Genomic DNA, 16,313 nt, shown 5'->3' with positions numbered 1-16,313 from the left:
TCCTTCAGAGCGGTGTTGGCGAAGGGTTTTTCCAGCGGGGAAAAACTCAGCGCCAACCCTCATCAGCTCCGTTCTGCAGGCGTAAAACTTTGAAAGCAGCTTCTGTAAGGAATTGTCGGTAATTCTGGCTAAGCGGCCCACAACGCCACGCAGCGCATGAGTACGGCAATTTCGGGATGAGCGTCCCGGACACCCATTTGGGACCACTGATGAGGGTAATAACTGTGCTTGAAGCCTACCGCAAACATATCGAAGAGCGCGCAGCACTGGGTATCGTTCCCCAGCCGCTTAACGCCGAACAAACTGCAGGCCTGGTCGAGCTGCTGAAGAATCCCCCGGCTGGCGAAGAAGCTTTCCTCGTTGACCTGATCACCAATCGCGTGCCGCCTGGCGTCGACGAAGCTGCCTATGTAAAGGCCGGTTTCCTCTCCGCACTGGCCAAAGGCGAAGCCAACTCCCCTCTGATCGACAAGAAACGCGCGGTTGAACTGCTCGGCACCATGCAGGGCGGCTACAACATCGTCACTCTGGTCGACCTGCTGGACAGCGCCGAACTGGCGCCAGTCGCTGCCAAGGAACTCAAGCACACTCTGCTGATGTTCGACGCCTTCCACGACGTCGCGGAAAAAGCCAAGAACGGCAACGTTCACGCTCAAGGCGTACTGCAATCCTGGGCTGACGGCGAGTGGTTCCAGAAGCGCCCGGTGCTGGCCGACAAGATCAGCCTGCGCGTATTCAAGGTCACCGGCGAAACCAACACCGACGACCTGTCCCCTGCTCCTGATGCCTGGTCCCGTCCGGACATCCCGCTGCACGCCCTGGCCATGCTGAAAATGGCCCGTGACGGCATCGTTCCGGATGAGCAAGGCGTCACCGGCCCGATGAAGCAAATCGAAACCATGCGCGGCGAAGGCTTCCCGATCGCCTACGTCGGCGACGTGGTCGGTACCGGTTCTTCGCGTAAATCGGCGACCAACTCGGTGCTGTGGTTCTTCGGCGACGACGTTCCTTACGTGCCGAACAAGCGTGCCGGCGGTTTCTGCTTCGGCAACAAGATCGCTCCAATCTTCTACAACACCATGGAAGATGCCGGCGCACTGCCGATCGAATTCGACGTTACCAACATGAACATGGGCGACGTGATCGACCTGTACCCGCATGCTGGCAAAGTCTGCAAACACGGTACCGACGAAGTCCTGACCACCTTCGAAATGAAGACCCCGGTTCTGTTGGACGAAGTCCGTGCTGGCGGTCGTATTCCGCTGATCATTGGCCGTGGCCTGACCGAGAAGGCTCGCGCCGAGCTGGGTCTGCCACCTTCGACTTTGTTCAAGCTGCCTGAAGCACCGGCTGAAAGCACCAAGGGTTACACCCTGGCGCAGAAAATGGTCGGCAAGGCGTGCGGCGTAGCTGGCGTTCGTCCAGGTACCTACTGCGAACCGAAAATGACCACCGTCGGTTCCCAGGACACCACCGGTCCTATGACCCGTGACGAACTGAAAGACCTGGCGTGCCTGGGCTTCTCGACCGATCTGGTAATGCAGTCCTTCTGCCACACCGCGGCCTATCCAAAGCCGATCGACGTGACCACCCACCACACCCTGCCAGACTTCATCATGACCCGCGGCGGCGTTTCCCTGCGTCCGGGCGACGGCATCATCCACAGCTGGCTGAACCGCATGCTGCTGCCGGACACCGTCGGCACCGGTGGTGACTCCCACACCCGTTTCCCGATGGGGATCTCCTTCCCGGCCGGTTCCGGCCTGGTGGCTTTCGCCGCCGCCACTGGCGTCATGCCGCTGGACATGCCGGAATCGATCCTCGTGCGCTTCAAAGGCAAGATGCAACCGGGCGTCACCCTGCGTGACCTGGTTCACGCCATTCCTTACTACGCGATCCAGGCTGGCCTGTTGACCGTAGAGAAGAAAGGCAAGAAGAACGCATTCTCCGGTCGCATCCTGGAAATCGAAGGCCTCGATAACCTGAGCATCGAGCAAGCGTTCGAACTGTCCGACGCCTCCGCCGAACGTTCCGCTGCCGGCTGCACCATCAAGCTGTCGAAAGAGTCGATCACCGAGTACCTGAGCTCCAACATCACCCTGCTGCGCTGGATGATCGGCGAAGGCTACGGCGATGCACGGACTCTGGAACGCCGCGCTCAAGCGATGGAAGCCTGGATCGCCAACCCTGAGCTGATGGTTGCCGATGCTGACGCCGAATACGCTGAAACCATCGAAATCGACCTGGCCGACATCAAAGAGCCGGTGCTCTGCGCGCCGAACGACCCGGACGACGCCCGTCTGCTCTCCAGTGTTGCTGGCGAGAAGATCGACGAAGTGTTCATCGGTTCGTGCATGACCAACATCGGTCACTTCCGCGCTGCCGGTAAACTGCTGGAAAAAGTCGAAGGTTCGCTGCCAACGCGTCTGTGGCTGTCGCCGCCGACCAAGATGGACGCTCACCAGTTGACCGAAGAAGGCTACTACGGCATCTACGGCAAGGCTGGCGCGCGCATGGAAATGCCGGGCTGCTCGCTGTGCATGGGTAACCAGGCTCGCGTTGAACCGAACGCCACCGTGGTGTCGACTTCGACCCGTAACTTCCCGAACCGTCTGGGCGATGGCGCGAACGTTTACCTGGCTTCGGCCGAGTTGGCGTCGGTTGCTTCGATCCTGGGTCGCCTGCCGACCGTCGAGGAGTACATGGCCTACGCGAAAGAAATCGACACCATGGCCAGCGATGTTTATCGCTACCTGAGTTTCGACCAGATCGCCGAGTTCCGTGAAGCTGCAGCGAATGCCAACATTCCGGTCATTCAAGCCTAAGGCCTGTGGCGAGGGAGCTTGCTCCCGCTCGGCTGCGGAGCAGTCGTAAAATCAGCCCTCGCATTCTATCTGAATACTCGCGGTGGCTGATTTTTGGGCCGCTTCGCGACCCAGCGGGAGCAAGCTCCCTCGCCACAAAAAAACGCCGCCCATCGTGAGATGAGCGGCGTTTTTTTATGCCTGGATAAAGATCAAATGTGGGAGCGAGCTTGCTCGCGAAGAGGTCAGCACATTCAACATAGATGTTGGCTGAGTGACCGCTATCGCGAGCAAGCTCGCTCCCACAGGATCTTAGGATTGGCTGACCTGTGCTCAGGCTGTCAACGAATAAATCAACGCCGATATCGCCACCAGCCCCACCAGCGTCACAAAAACGTTGGAGGCCTGCCCACGATAGCGCGCCATGGCCGGAACCTTGCGAATCGCATACATCGGCATCAGGAACAGAATCGCCGCGATGATCGGGCCACCGAGGGTCTCGATCATGCCGAGGATGCTCGGATTGAGGGTCGCGACGATCCAGCACACCACCAGCATGAAGGCTGCGGTCATGCGATCCAGAGCCTTCGGCGTCGGGCGACGACCGCTCTTGACGATCAAGCCCTTCAGGCCTTCGCTGGCGCCAATGTAATGCCCCAGGAACGACTTGGAGATGGCCACAAAGGCAATCAGCGGTGCGGCGAACGCGATCGTCGGGTTGCTGAAATGGTTGGCCAGGTAAGACAGGATCGACAGGTTCTGCGCCTTGGCTTCAGCCAGTTGCGCCGGCGACAAGGTCAACACACAGCTGAAGACGAAGAACAGCACCATCACCACCATCAAACCGTGGGCGCGCGACAGGATCTGCGAGCTGCGCTCTTCGGCGTGGACGCCATAACGGCGCTTCTGGTCCACCGCAAACGCCGAGATGATCGGCGAGTGGTTGAACGAGAACACCATCACCGGAATCGCCAGCCACAGAGTGTGCAGCAGGGCCGAAGGTTCAGGCAGCGTGGTCGCGGTCGCGAGAATGCCGCCGTTCCAGTGCGGAACCAGAAACACCGCCAAAAACAGCAAAGCGACGATGAACGGATAGACCATCAGGCTCATGGCCTTGACGATCGCCTGCTCTCCGCAACGCACCACTGCCAGCAGACCGACAATCAGTATCAACGACAGAATCGCCCGTGGCGGCGGCACGATGTGCAGCTGGTGCTCGAGGAAACTGCCCACGGTGTTGGTCAGGGCTACGCTGTAGATCAGCAGGATCGGGAAGATCGCGAAGAAATACAGCAAGGTGATCAGCGCGCCGGCCTTGATCCCGAAGTGCTCTTCGACCACTTCCGTGATGTCCGCACCCGCGCGACCGGAAAGCACGAAGCGAGTCAGCCCGCGGTGCGCATAAAAAGTCATCGGGAACGCCAGCAGCGCCAGGATCAACAACGGCCAGAAACCGCCGATGCCGGCGTTGATTGGTAAAAACAGCGTTCCCGCACCGATCGCCGTGCCGAACAGGCCCAGCATCCAGGTGGTGTCATGGCGATTCCAGCTACTGAGGCTGGCTGGTGGAGCCGCTTCATAGCGTTCGTCGACGCTATTGGCTTGATCATTCATCCGGTCGGATCTCCGCATTCCGGTCATTTGCCACACAGCCGGAACGAGTCAGAAAAAGCTGACAGGCAGCGCCCCGGCCGTAACAGGGGCGCGATTGTCCGGGATTAAGTAACAGAAGCAAAGACTTAGCTGAGGAGTGGTTATGCGGACCAGCGTTCTCGCCGCAGATTTTGCGTGACAGTTCAGTCCTCTTCGCGGGCAAGCCACGCTCCCACAGTTGATCGCGTTCCCCTGTAGGAGCGTGGCTTGCCCCAATGCCAGTCAGTCAGGAAAAAATGCGCCGAACGCAAAACTTGTGGCGAGGGGGCCCGACACAGCCTGCGATCTTTTGATCTTGCTCCTGCGATCGTCGGGGCCAGCTACCATTGCTAAACACCTGCGCAGCCAGCAATCTTGAGTTTTTTCAGATTTGACCAAGGAATGGGCAAATCACTATTTCCAGCATCGGCATATCCACCCTTTGAGTCCTCAGGAGCGCAGCATGCCCATCACCGTTCTGGTACTGGTTGAAACCATCAACGACTATCTGCCGATTCTTGAAAGCCAGGGGTTTCACCTGATTCTTGCGCCAACACCCGCCGAGCGGGCCCAGGCCATTCAGACCCACGCCGGCCAGATCCAGGCGGTACTGACGCGCGGTCCGCTCGGGTTGTATGCCGACGAAATCGCCGCTCTGCCGCTATTGGAAATCATCTGCGTGATCGGCGCAGGCTATGAACATGTCGACCTGCAGGCCGCCAGTAATCGGGGCATTACCGTGACCAACGGCGCGGGGGTCAACGCTTCTTCGGTGGCCGATCACGCCATGGCGCTCTTGCTGTCGCTGGTACGGGGCATCCCTCAGGCCGATGCAGCCGTCCGGCGAGGCGAGTGGCCGAAAATCATGCGGCCCTCGCTGACTGGCAAACGCCTGGGCATCCTCGGCCTGGGCGCGGTGGGTCTGGCCATCGCCAAACGCGCCGCCCAGGGCTTCGATATGTCGGTGTATTACCATAGCCGCAGGGCGCTCAGCGACATCCCTTATAACTACTGTGTTTCGGCGACCGAACTGGCACGAGCGTCAGACTTCCTGATCATCGCCACGCCCGGCGGGGACGGCACTCGCCATCTGATCGACAAAAAAGCCCTCGATGCCCTCGGACCGAACGGTTTCATCGTCAACATCGCCCGGGGCAGCGTGATCGTCACCGACGAGCTGATCAATGCCCTGGAACATCGGCGCATCGCCGGCGCGGCGCTGGATGTCTTTGATCACGAACCACAGGTACCGAACGCCCTCAAGGTCTTGAGCAATGTGGTACTGACACCCCATGTCGCCGGACTATCGCCGGAGGCGACGCAAGCGACCGTGCAATTGGTGGGCGAAAACCTGCTGGCGTTTTTCTCCGGCAAAGCGGTCCTTACTCCGATCCCGTTGCCAGCCCCTCTCTAATTAAGACCCTGACACTAATTGGCTCCGCGCATTCCCTCATAGCAGCTGCCGAAGGCTGCGTTCGGCAGCTGCTATGCGCAATATGCGTCGCACGGCCTGCACGGCTGAACGCCAATCAGCACATCAAGAACACTGATTATCCGGCAACACGCTAACCTATAAGACCTTGCGGCACTTGTGAGCACAGCACCGCGCGAATTAGATTAGCCAATAATGTCGGGCCTCCAAAATAAGCAGAAGGGATAAGCATGGCGCTTACTGACCAGTCCACCCGTATCCGCTCCGGCGAAGAACTCGATGTCAGTCGCATCGATCCATACCTCAAGGCGCATATTCCTGGCCTCAGCGGAACGCCGCAGATCAGCCAGTTTCCGGGCGGCGCTTCGAACCTGACTTACCTGCTGGAATACCCCGGGCAAGAGTTCGTCCTGCGTCGACCACCGTTCGGCCACAAGGCCAAATCCGCCCACGACATGGGCCGTGAATACCGGATTCTCAATCAGCTTAAAGACGGCTTCCCGTATTGCCCTAAGGCTTATGTGCATTGCACCGACGAGTCGGTGATCGGCGCCGAGTTCTATGTGATGGAGCGGGTCAACGGCATCATCCTGCGTTCCGACCTGCCGCCGGAACTGGGCCTCGATGCGCAGAAAACCGAAGCCCTGTGCAAGAGCTTCATCGACAAATTCGTCGAACTGCATCGGGTCGATTACAAGGCCTGCGGCCTGGCTGATCTGGGCAAGCCCGAAGGCTATGTCCAGCGGCAGATTCGCGGCTGGAGCGATCGCTACGACAAGGCCCTGACCCCCGATGCCCCGAGCTGGGAAGCGGTCAAAGCCTGGCTCAACGACAAGATGCCCGCCGATCACCCGACCTCGAGCATCGTGCACAACGACTATCGCTTCGACAACGTGATCCTCGACCCCAACAACCCGATGCAGATCATCGGCGTGCTGGACTGGGAACTGACCACCCTCGGCGATCCGCTGATGGACCTGGGCAACACCCTAGCCTACTGGATCGAAGCCGCCGACCCGGCGCCGGTGCAACTGATGCGCCGCCAGCCGAGCCATGCACCCGGCATGTTGACCCGCCGCCAGTTCGTCGATTACTACGCCGAACGCGCAGGCATCCAGATCGACAACTTCGACTTCTACTACACCTACGGGCTGTTCCGCCTGGCCGGTATCGTGCAGCAGATCTACTACCGCTTCTTCCATGGCCAGACCCAGGACAAACGCTTCGCGCAGTTCATTCAGATGAACAAACTGCTGGAGCAGATGAGCCTGCAAGTCATCCACACATCCAGCCTCTGACTGCGCGCCCGGCGCCTGGCATACAACAAGGAAAAACCATGTCCAAGACTCAGTTGTTCGACCTCGACGGCAAGATCGCTTTCGTTTCCGGCGCCAGCCGCGGTATCGGTGAAGCCATTGCCAAACTGCTCGCGCAGCAAGGCGCCCACGTGATCGTCTCGAGCCGCAAGCTCGACGGTTGCCAGCATGTTGCCGACGCGATCATTGCCGACGGCGGCAAGGCCACAGCGGTCGCCTGCCACATCGGTGAAATGGAGCAGATCAGCCAGGTCTTCGCCGGGATTCGCGAGCAGTTCGGGCGTCTGGATATTCTGGTCAACAACGCCGCGACCAACCCGCAGTTCTGCAACGTGCTGGATACCGACCTCGGCGCCTTCCAGAAAACCGTCGACGTGAACATTCGCGGCTATTTTTTCATGTCGGTGGAAGCCGGCAAGCTGATGCGCGAGACCGGTGGCGGCAGCATCATCAACGTCGCGTCGATCAACGGCATCTCGCCGGGCATCTTCCAGGGCATCTACTCGGTGACCAAGGCTGCGGTGATCAACATGACCAAGGTCTTCGCCAAGGAATGCGCGCAGTTCGGTATTCGCTGCAATGCCTTGCTGCCGGGGCTGACCGACACCAAGTTTGCTTCGGCGCTGGTGAAGAATGACGCGATTCTCAATACCGCGTTGCAGCAGATCCCGCTCAAGCGGGTGGCTGCACCGAGTGAAATGGCCGGGGCGGTGTTGTATCTGGCCAGTGATGCTTCGAGCTATACCACTGGGGTTTCGTTGAATGTGGATGGTGGGTTTTTGTCCTGATTTCAGTGGGTTTTGGGTGAACACGAGGCAGCCTTCTGGCTGCCTTTTTTGGTTTTGCGCGAGCCATTTCTGCGGTGCCATCCGAATCCCTGGAGCGAGCTTGCTCGCGATATAGGACGTTAACGATAACGCGTGTTTTCTGAATAAACGCGTCGCCCTTGAGTCCATCGCGAGCAAGCTCGCTCCTACAATGGATCGGTGCACATCCCCAAGAGATAGGCCGGCTGTCAGGCCGCCATCGCGGGCAAGCCTCGCTCCTACAAAGGGAATGGTGATCACAACCAGAAAATGCGGCCTTCAGCCCGGCGCCGGGGCATCAGTTGGGGTACAACGAGTTGAAGACGCTGGAGGTGCACGGGCTGCTCATGGCGCTGGCCGGGCAAGGTTCGGAAGGGACCGACTTTGAAGAAGCCTGGGAGGTGGAACGACTGGCAACGGCCATTCGCCTGGCTGCGCTCGAACAGCGTTGGGTCAGGGTGGATGAGGTGTAACTGAGCGCTCTGGCGCGGTGGGCTGCAAATCCCACCCGCCAATCGCTTCAGATTCTGCTAATGACGCCTGTCACACCGCCAACTTGCCGCTGGCAATCGCAGCCGACGCCGCCAACATCGCCCGCAGCAACACCGCGCAACCGGCCGCCAGATCGTCTGGCGCGGCGTTTTCGATTTCGTTGTGGCTGATGCCGCCTTCACAGGGCACGAAGATCATCCCGGCCGGGCCGAGCTCGGCAAGGAAGATCGCGTCATGCCCGGCGCCGCTGACGATGTCCATGTGCGACAGCCCCAGCCCCTGAGCGGCACTGCGTACAGCATCGACGCAGCCCTTGTCGAAATACAGCGGCGGGAAATCGGCGGTCGGCGTCAGTTCGAAGCTCAGGCCGTGTTCGTCGCAGGTGGTGTCGATCACCTGTTTGACCTCGGCGATCATCGAGTCCAGGCGGGCCGGTTCCAGATGACGGAAATCCAGGGTCATGCGCACTTCGCCGGGGATCACGTTGCGCGAGCCGGGGTAGGCTTGCAGGCAACCGACGGTGCCACAGGCGTGAGGTTGATGGCCAAGAGCGGCGCGATTGACCGCACCGACGATCACTGACGCGCCGACCAGAGCATCCTTGCGCAGGTGCATCGGGGTCGGGCCGGCGTGGGCTTCGACGCCGCGCAGTTTCAGGTCGAACCATTTCTGCCCGAGGGCACCCATCACCACACCGATGGTTTTGCGCTCATCCTCGAGAATCGGCCCTTGCTCGATATGCGCCTCAAAATAGGCGCCCACCGCATGACCGCTGACCTTGCGACTGCCGGCATAACCAATGGTGTTCAACGCTTCGCCGACCGTCACGCCGTCGGCATCGGTCTTGGCCAGGGTTTCTTCCAGAGTGAATTTCTCGGCGAATACCCCGGAGCCCATCATGCAGGGGGCAAATCGCGAGCCTTCTTCGTTGGTCCAGACCACCACTTCCAGCGGTGCTTCGGTTTCGATGCCCAGGTCATTTAGGGTGCGCAGCACTTCCAGACCGGCCAACACGCCGAAGCAGCCGTCGAATTTGCCACCCGTGGGTTGGGTGTCGATATGGCTGCCGGTCATCACCGGCGGCAGTTCCGGATTGCGCCCGGCGCGACGGGCAAAAATATTGCCGACCGCGTCGATGCTCACGGTGCAGCCAGCCTCCTCGCACCATTGCACGAAGATGTCGCGAGCCTGGCGATCGAGGTCGGTCAGGGCCAGGCGACAAACGCCGCCCTTGACCGTGGCGCCGAGTTTGGCCAACTCCATTAACGACTGCCACAGACGGTCGCGGTCGATGTGCTGATGGGTGGACTGCAGAACGTCTTGGGCTGCGTTCATGATGATCTCCTCAGGCTGTTTTTATGGGTTTCTTCAGGCAGCTCTTTGGTTTTTTTTAAGCCGTCATCGCGAGCAAGCTCGCTCCCACAGGGGAATGCATTTTAAATGTGGGAGCGAGCTTGCTCGCGATGGGGCCCTCCCTCACACCGCTGTTTTCGCAACAGACGGGCTGGGACGCATCGAGCACAACCCGTAATAAATCAGCCCACCAAGGGCCGAGCCGGTAAACCAACCGTAGCTGTAAAACCAGCTGAATACGTCACTGCCCAACGACAGCACGGTCAGCGCCACCGGGATGCCGAAGGCGATAAAGCCGTTCCAGTTCCACGCCGGGTACACGTCATCGCGATACAAGCCCGCCAGGTCGAGCTGCTGTTTCTTGATCAGGAAATAGTCCACCACCATGATCCCGGCGATCGGTCCGAGCAGGCTGGAATAGCCCAGCAACCAGTTGGAGTAGACGGTTTCCAGGCTGATATCAGAGACCAGCAAACCGAGTTTTTTCAGCAGTTCGTGGGCCATCAATGCCAGGCCCACCAGTCCGGTCAACATCACGGCTTTGGTTCTACTGATCAGTTTGGGCGCGAGGTTCTGGAAGTCGTTGGTCGGCGAAACAATGTTCGCCGCAGTGTTGGTCGACAACGTCGCAATGATGATCACCGCCATGGCCAACGCCACCCAGACCGGGCTTTGAATATGACCGATCAGGGTCACCGGATCGGAGACAGTCACCCCCACCAGCCTGGCCGAGGCCGCCGTCATCACCACTCCCAGCGAAGCGAACAGGAACATGGTCAGCGGCAGTCCGATGATCTGCCCGACGATCTGGTCCTTCTGGCTTTTCGCATAGCGGCTGAAGTCCGGGATGTTCAGCGACAGCGTCGCCCAGAAACCGACCATGGCGGTCAGCCCGGCCATGAAATAGCTGGTCACTCCAGCGCCTTCCGGGCGTTTCGGCGGTTGCGCCATCAATTCGCTCAACGAGACGTTCGGCAGGGCCCAGAACAGCAAGCCCGCACCCACCAGCACCAGCAGCGGCGCGGACAGGGTTTCCAGCCACTTGATCGAATCCGCGCCGCGCAGCACCACCCACAGGTTGAGCGCCCAGAACAGCATGAACCCGATCACCTCACCGGTACCGCCGAGCGCCTTCCAGCCCTCGAATACCGAACCGAGAAACAAATGGATGGCCAGGCCGCCGAACATTGTCTGGATGCCAAACCAGCCGCACGCCACCAGCGCCCGAATCAGACACGGCACGTTGGAGCCGATTACCCCGAACGACGAGCGCAGCAGCACCGGAAACGGAATGCCGTACTTGGTGCCGGCGAAGGCGTTGAGGGTCAGAGGGATCAGAACGATGATATTGGCGAACAGAATCGCCAGCAGCGCCTCACCGACCGACAGCCCGAAATAAGCGGTGAGCACCCCGCCGAGGGTGTAGGTCGGCACACAGATCGCCATGCCGACCCAGAGCGCCGTGATATGCCATTTGTTCCAGGTGCGTTCATGCACTTTGGTCGGCGCGATGTCGTGGTTGTAACGGGGACTGTCGAGTACGTCGCTGCCGGCATCCAGCTCGTACAAGCCGTCGCGTTCGGTCACTTGCGATCTATTCTGTTGCATGGCCGCTCCACTGTTCTTTTGATTATTGTGCTCATCGGCTGGCTGGCGGTTAAGCCGCGAACCGGGCGATGGCCGGAGTACTGACGACTTCTACGGACCGGCCAGCGTGTCAGCGGCGGCACTCAATAAACGTGCCGGGTATCCCTCTGACTCACCTGTCGCTCCGTACAATCCATGTAAACAACTGATGTTTATCAGTTTTATTTAATAGGTTCATTGAGCCTGTGACTACTTGCTCCACCACTCAGGCCGAATGCCAGGCAAGTTGTCCGAACAGTCAGGGCTCAATCTGGTGCATCACTATTTTTTCAAATGATTCCATACGCACATAGGCATAGCTCAAGCAGCTGATTTCACATAGGAAATCTTGACCATATTTGGATCCTGTCAAGTGCGTCAAAATGGTGAGAGGCCTCACCATTTTGGTGATTTTCATATTTAATCGTTTAATTTCAATAAGTTAATGTAGATATAAGCTTATAAAAAATATTCTTGCCGATTCAAAGAACACCAGCTAGCGTTTAATCCTGACAGCGATGACAGGAATCTAACCTCCTCCAGTTGCCGCAACGACAACACCAAGAACTGGCATCAGCCGGTCAAGCCTGTGAGGAAATCGGAATGTCTCTGTTGATCCGTGGCGCCACCGTTGTTACCCATGATGAAAGTTACCGCGCGGATGTGCTTTGCGCTGATGGTCTGATCCAGGCAATCGGCAACAATCTGGGCATACCGGCGGACTGCGAAGTGCTCGATGGCAGCGGCCAATACCTGATGCCCGGCGGCATCGATCCTCACACCCACATGCAACTGCCCTTCATGGGCACCGTTGCCAGTGAGGACTTTTTCAGCGGCACGGCAGCCGGACTCGCCGGCGGCACCACCTCGATCATCGACTTCGTGATTCCCAACCCGCAGCAATCATTGCTGGAGGCTTTTCATCAGTGGCGCAGCTGGGCCGAGAAATCCGCCGCAGACTACGGTTTTCACGTCGCCATCACCTGGTGGAGCGAACAGGTTCGCGAGGAAATGGCCGAACTGGTCAGCAACCATGGGGTGAACAGCTTCAAGCATTTCATGGCTTACAAGAATGCGATCATGGCCGCCGACGATACCTTGGTGGCGAGTTTCGAACGCTGCCTGGAGCTGGGTGCAATACCGACTGTGCACGCGGAAAACGGCGAACTGGTCTATCACCTGCAACGCAAACTGATGGCCCAGGGCATGACCGGCCCCGAAGCGCATCCGTTGTCGCGGCCCTCCCAGGTTGAAGGCGAAGCCGCCAGCCGCGCTATCCGGATCGCCGAAACCCTCGGTACGCCACTGTATCTGGTCCACGTTTCGACCCGCGAGGCACTGGATGAAATCACCTATGCCCGCAGCAAAGGCCAGCCGGTCTATGGCGAGGTCCTGGCCGGGCATCTGTTGCTGGACGACAGTGTTTACCAGCACCCGGATTGGCAAACCGCCGCCGGTTATGTGATGAGCCCGCCCTTCCGTCCTCGCGGCCACCAGGAAGCGCTTTGGCACGGTCTGCAATCGGGCAACCTGCACACCACCGCCACCGACCATTGCTGTTTCTGCGCCGAGCAGAAAGCCGCCGGCCGCGACGACTTCAGCAAGATCCCCAACGGCACCGCCGGTATCGAAGACCGCATGGCCGTGCTCTGGCATGAAGGCGTAAACAGCGGACGGCTGTCGATGCAGGACTTCGTTGGCCTGACCTCCACCAACACCGCGAAGATCTTCAACCTCTACCCACGTAAAGGTTCGATCCGCGTCGGTGCCGATGCCGACCTGGTGCTCTGGGATCCGCAAGGGACCCGGACCATCTCCGCCAAGACCCATCACCAGCAGGTCGACTTCAACATCTTCGAAGGCAAGACCGTGCGCGGCGTGCCCAGCCATACCATCAGCCAGGGCCGGCTGGTCTGGGTCGACGGCGACCTGCGGGCCGAACGCGGCGCCGGGCGTTACATCGAGCGCCCGGCTTATCCGGCGGTGTTCGATCTGCTGAGCAAGCGGGCTGAGTTGCATAAGCCAACTCCTGTGAAACGCTGAAATCGAGGCCTTCGGCCTTCGCGAGCAAGCTCGCTCCCACAGGGGAACGCTTTCAAATGTGGGAGCGAGCTTGCTCGCGAAGGGGCCGGCACAGGCAATACAAAAAACAATGCCCATCAGAGGCAGTACCTCAATAACCGTGAGGCCGACACCGTGATCAAGACCCTGAACCACCTCCCGCATCCCCATGAGGACGCGGCCGCCCTTGCCGGCCATTTCACCGATCTGGCGCCGCCGCTCAACGCCCGTCAGGCCACGCTTGAAGCCTCGCGCTGTCTGTATTGCTACGATGCGCCGTGCGTCAATGCCTGCCCCAGCGAGATCGACATCCCGTCGTTCATCCGCAATATCCATCAGGAAAATGTTCAGGGCGCCGCGCAGAAAATCCTTTCGGCGAACATCCTCGGCGGCAGTTGCGCACGGGTCTGTCCGACCGAAATCCTCTGTCAGCAAGCCTGCGTGCGCAACAACGCTGAGGAATGTGCGCCGGTGTTGATCGGTCTGTTGCAACGTTATGCCGTGGACAACGCGCAGTTCAGCGAACACCCGTTCACACGCGCAGCGTCGACCGGCAAGCGCATCGCAGTGGTCGGTGCCGGCCCGGCGGGTTTGTCCTGCGCTCATCGCCTGGCGATGCACGGCCATGAGGTGGTGATTTTCGAGGCCCGGGAGAAAGCCGGCGGCCTCAATGAATACGGGATCGCCAAGTACAAACTGGTAGACGATTTCGCGCAACGGGAGTTGGAGTTCCTGCTGGGCATCGGCGGGATCGAGATCCGTCACGGGCAAAAACTTGGCGACAACCTCAGCCTGACCGAACTGCATCAGCAGTTCGATTCGGTGTTCCTCGGCCTCGGTCTGGCCGCCAGCAAGCAACTCGGCCTGGCCCACGAAGATGCACCCGGCATGCTCGCTGCCACCGACTACATCCGCGAACTGCGCCAGGCCGATGACCTGACTCAATTACCTCTGGCCGATCGTTGCATCGTCCTTGGCGCCGGCAATACCGCCATCGACATGGCGGTGCAAATGGCCCGCCTCGGCGCACGCGATGTGAACCTGGTGTACCGCCGTGGCCTGGAGGAAATGGGCGCCACCGGGCACGAGCAGGATATCGCCAAGGCCAATCAGGTCCGCCTGTTGACCTGGGCCCGCCCCGAAGAAGTGCTGCTCAACAACAAGGGCCAGGTACGCGGCATGCGCTTTGCCCGCACACGACTGGAGAACGGTCGCCTGCAAAGCACTGGCGAGACCTTCGAGCTGGCCGCCGATGCGATCTTCAAAGCCATCGGCCAGGCCTTCGACGACGTAGCGCTGAGCGATCCACTGGCCCGTGAGCTGAAGCGCCAGGGCGAGCGCATTCTGGTGGACGAACAACTGCGCACCAGCATCCCCGGCGTTTATGCCGGCGGCGACTGCACCAGCCTCGACCAGGACCTCACCGTCCAGGCCGTGCAGCACGGCAAACTGGCCGCTGAAGCCATCAATGTCCAACTCATGCTCAATGTGGAGGCTGCGTAAATGGCCGATCTTTCGATTGTCTTCGCCGGTATCAAAGCTCCCAATCCGTTCTGGCTGGCCTCCGCGCCGCCCACCGACAAAGCCTACAACGTGGTTCGCGCCTTCGAGGCCGGCTGGGGTGGCGTGGTCTGGAAAACCCTTGGTGAAGACCCGGCGGCGGTCAACGTCTCGTCACGCTACTCCGCACACTTCGGCGCCAACCGCGAAGTCATGGGCTTCAACAATATCGAGCTGATCACCGATCGCTCGCTGGAAATCAATCTGCGGGAAATTACCCAGGTCAAAAAGGACTGGCCGGACCGCGCGCTGATCGTGTCGTTGATGGTGCCCTGCGTCGAAGAGTCGTGGAAAGCCATCCTGCCGCTGGTGGAAGCCACTGGTGCCGATGGTGTCGAGCTGAACTTCGGCTGCCCCCACGGCATGCCCGAGCGCGGCATGGGCGCAGCAGTCGGTCAGGTGCCGGAATACGTCGAGCAAGTGACCCGCTGGTGCAAGACTTACTGCTCGCTGCCGGTGATCGTCAAACTGACGCCGAACATCACCGACATCCGCCTGGCTGCCCGCGCCGCCCATCGTGGTGGTGCCGATGCGGTGTCACTGATCAACACCATCAACTCCATCACCAGCATCGACCTGGAGCGCATGGTTGCTCATCCGATGGTCGGCAGTAAAAGCACCCACGGCGGTTACTGCGGCTCGGCGGTCAAACCGATTGCGCTGAACATGGTTGCCGAGATTGCCCGTGACCCACAAACCCATGGCCTGCCGATTTGCGGCATTGGCGGGATTGGCAGTTGGCGTGATGCGGCAGAATTCATCGCCCTGGGCAGCGGCGCGGTGCAGGTGTGTACGGCGGCGATGCTGCATGGCTTTCGCATCGTCGAGGACATGAAGGACGGTCTGTCGCGCTGGATGGACAGTCAAGGCTACGCCAACCTGCAGGAATTTTCGGGACGCGCGGTGAGCAACACCACGGACTGGAAGTACCTGGACATGAACTACCAGGTCATCGCCAAAATCGATCAGGACGCCTGCATCGGCTGCGGCCGCTGTCACATTGCTTGCGAAGACACCGCGCACCAGGCCATCGCCAGCCTCAAGCAACCTGACGGCACCCATAAATATCAAGTGATCGACGACGAGTGCGTGGGCTGCAACCTGTGTCAGATCACCTGCCCGGTTCAGGACTGTATCGAGATGGTGCCCATCGACACCGGCAAGCCGTTCCTGGACTGGAATCATGATCCGAGGAATCCATATTGCGTGGCGGGTTAAATAGACCTGAGGA

Annotated in this window: 10 protein-coding genes and 1 pseudogene; 8 read left to right on the top strand and 3 right to left on the bottom strand. The window is 59.9% G+C overall.

All coding sequences use genetic code 11. The annotated features are described in order from the left end of the window. Nucleotides 1-224: 224 nt before the first annotated feature. A complete protein-coding gene (gene acnB / locus AC3I0A_RS12185; RefSeq protein ID WP_489378486.1) occupies nt 225-2,825 on the top strand; it encodes a bifunctional aconitate hydratase 2/2-methylisocitrate dehydratase in 2,601 nt (866 codons plus the stop codon). Nucleotides 2,826-3,137: 312 nt separating this feature from the next. Here the strand turns inward: acnB and AC3I0A_RS12180 are convergent, their stop codons facing one another. Further along, entirely contained in the window at nt 3,138-4,418 is a 1,281-nt protein-coding gene (locus tag AC3I0A_RS12180; protein WP_489378047.1) for an HAAAP family serine/threonine permease, read from the bottom strand. A 481-nt stretch (nt 4,419-4,899) separates the two neighbouring features. On the opposite strand from AC3I0A_RS12180, the gene AC3I0A_RS12175 reads away from it, so the two are divergent. From AC3I0A_RS12175 to AC3I0A_RS12160, 4 genes and pseudogenes are all read left to right on the top strand, one after another. Then, complete coding sequence (locus AC3I0A_RS12175) at nt 4,900-5,850, top strand: 2-hydroxyacid dehydrogenase (protein ID WP_489378046.1); 951 nt, start codon at nt 4,900-4,902, stop codon at nt 5,848-5,850. Between the two features lie 248 nt (nt 5,851-6,098). Then, nucleotides 6,099-7,166, top strand: a complete 1,068-nt coding sequence (locus AC3I0A_RS12170; protein ID WP_489378045.1) for a phosphotransferase family protein — start codon at nt 6,099-6,101, stop codon at nt 7,164-7,166. A gap of 38 nt (nt 7,167-7,204) precedes the next feature. Continuing rightward, nucleotides 7,205-7,972: an SDR family oxidoreductase gene (locus AC3I0A_RS12165; RefSeq protein WP_489378044.1), complete on the top strand. Its 768-nt coding sequence runs from the start codon at nt 7,205-7,207 to the stop codon at nt 7,970-7,972. A 281-nt stretch (nt 7,973-8,253) separates the two neighbouring features. After that, nucleotides 8,254-8,463 (top strand): annotated as a pseudogene (locus AC3I0A_RS12160) (gfo/Idh/MocA family oxidoreductase); the annotation flags it as partial. Between the two features lie 70 nt (nt 8,464-8,533). On the opposite strand, the gene AC3I0A_RS12155 reads toward AC3I0A_RS12160, so the two are convergent. Both AC3I0A_RS12155 and AC3I0A_RS12150 read right to left on the bottom strand, forming a co-directional pair. Continuing rightward, nucleotides 8,534-9,817 (bottom strand): Zn-dependent hydrolase, encoded by a 1,284-nt coding sequence (locus tag AC3I0A_RS12155; RefSeq protein ID WP_489378043.1) that lies wholly within the window; start codon nt 9,815-9,817, stop codon nt 8,534-8,536. Between the two features lie 141 nt (nt 9,818-9,958). After that, the gene (locus tag AC3I0A_RS12150) at nt 9,959-11,443 is read right to left on the bottom strand and encodes an NCS1 family nucleobase:cation symporter-1 (RefSeq protein ID WP_489378042.1); all 1,485 of its coding nucleotides are present in this window, start codon (nt 11,441-11,443) and stop codon (nt 9,959-9,961) included. Nucleotides 11,444-12,064: 621 nt separating this feature from the next. Between AC3I0A_RS12150 and hydA the strand changes: the two genes are divergently transcribed. From hydA to preA, 3 genes are all read left to right on the top strand, one after another. After that, a complete protein-coding gene (hydA, locus tag AC3I0A_RS12145; protein WP_489378041.1) occupies nt 12,065-13,504 on the top strand; it encodes a dihydropyrimidinase in 1,440 nt (479 codons plus the stop codon). A gap of 153 nt (nt 13,505-13,657) precedes the next feature. After that, the gene (locus AC3I0A_RS12140; protein ID WP_489378039.1) at nt 13,658-15,025 is read left to right on the top strand and encodes an NAD(P)-dependent oxidoreductase; all 1,368 of its coding nucleotides are present in this window, start codon (nt 13,658-13,660) and stop codon (nt 15,023-15,025) included. After that, nucleotides 15,026-16,300, top strand: coding sequence for an NAD-dependent dihydropyrimidine dehydrogenase subunit PreA (preA, locus tag AC3I0A_RS12135; RefSeq protein ID WP_489378038.1), 1,275 nt, complete (start codon nt 15,026-15,028; stop codon nt 16,298-16,300). The last annotated feature ends 13 nt before the right edge of the window (nt 16,301-16,313 follow it).

It is taken from the genome of Pseudomonas sp. KH_024_B2, assembly GCF_057839965.1.
This window is presented reverse-complemented; position numbering and strand designations above follow the sequence as displayed.

What these genes read in the sequence shown, in the direction of transcription:
- AC3I0A_RS12180 (WP_489378047.1), bottom strand. Translation starts at nt 4,418, where the DNA reads ATGAATGATCAAGCCAATAGCGTCGACGAACGCTATGAAGCGGCTCCA.
- AC3I0A_RS12175 (WP_489378046.1), top strand. Translation starts at nt 4,900, where the DNA reads ATGCCCATCACCGTTCTGGTACTGGTTGAAACCATCAACGACTATCTG.
- AC3I0A_RS12170 (WP_489378045.1), top strand. Translation starts at nt 6,099, where the DNA reads ATGGCGCTTACTGACCAGTCCACCCGTATCCGCTCCGGCGAAGAACTC.
- AC3I0A_RS12165 (WP_489378044.1), top strand. Translation starts at nt 7,205, where the DNA reads ATGTCCAAGACTCAGTTGTTCGACCTCGACGGCAAGATCGCTTTCGTT.
- AC3I0A_RS12155 (WP_489378043.1), bottom strand. Translation starts at nt 9,817, where the DNA reads ATGAACGCAGCCCAAGACGTTCTGCAGTCCACCCATCAGCACATCGAC.
- AC3I0A_RS12150 (WP_489378042.1), bottom strand. Translation starts at nt 11,443, where the DNA reads ATGCAACAGAATAGATCGCAAGTGACCGAACGCGACGGCTTGTACGAG.
- hydA (WP_489378041.1), top strand. Translation starts at nt 12,065, where the DNA reads ATGTCTCTGTTGATCCGTGGCGCCACCGTTGTTACCCATGATGAAAGT.
- preA (WP_489378038.1), top strand. Translation starts at nt 15,026, where the DNA reads ATGGCCGATCTTTCGATTGTCTTCGCCGGTATCAAAGCTCCCAATCCG.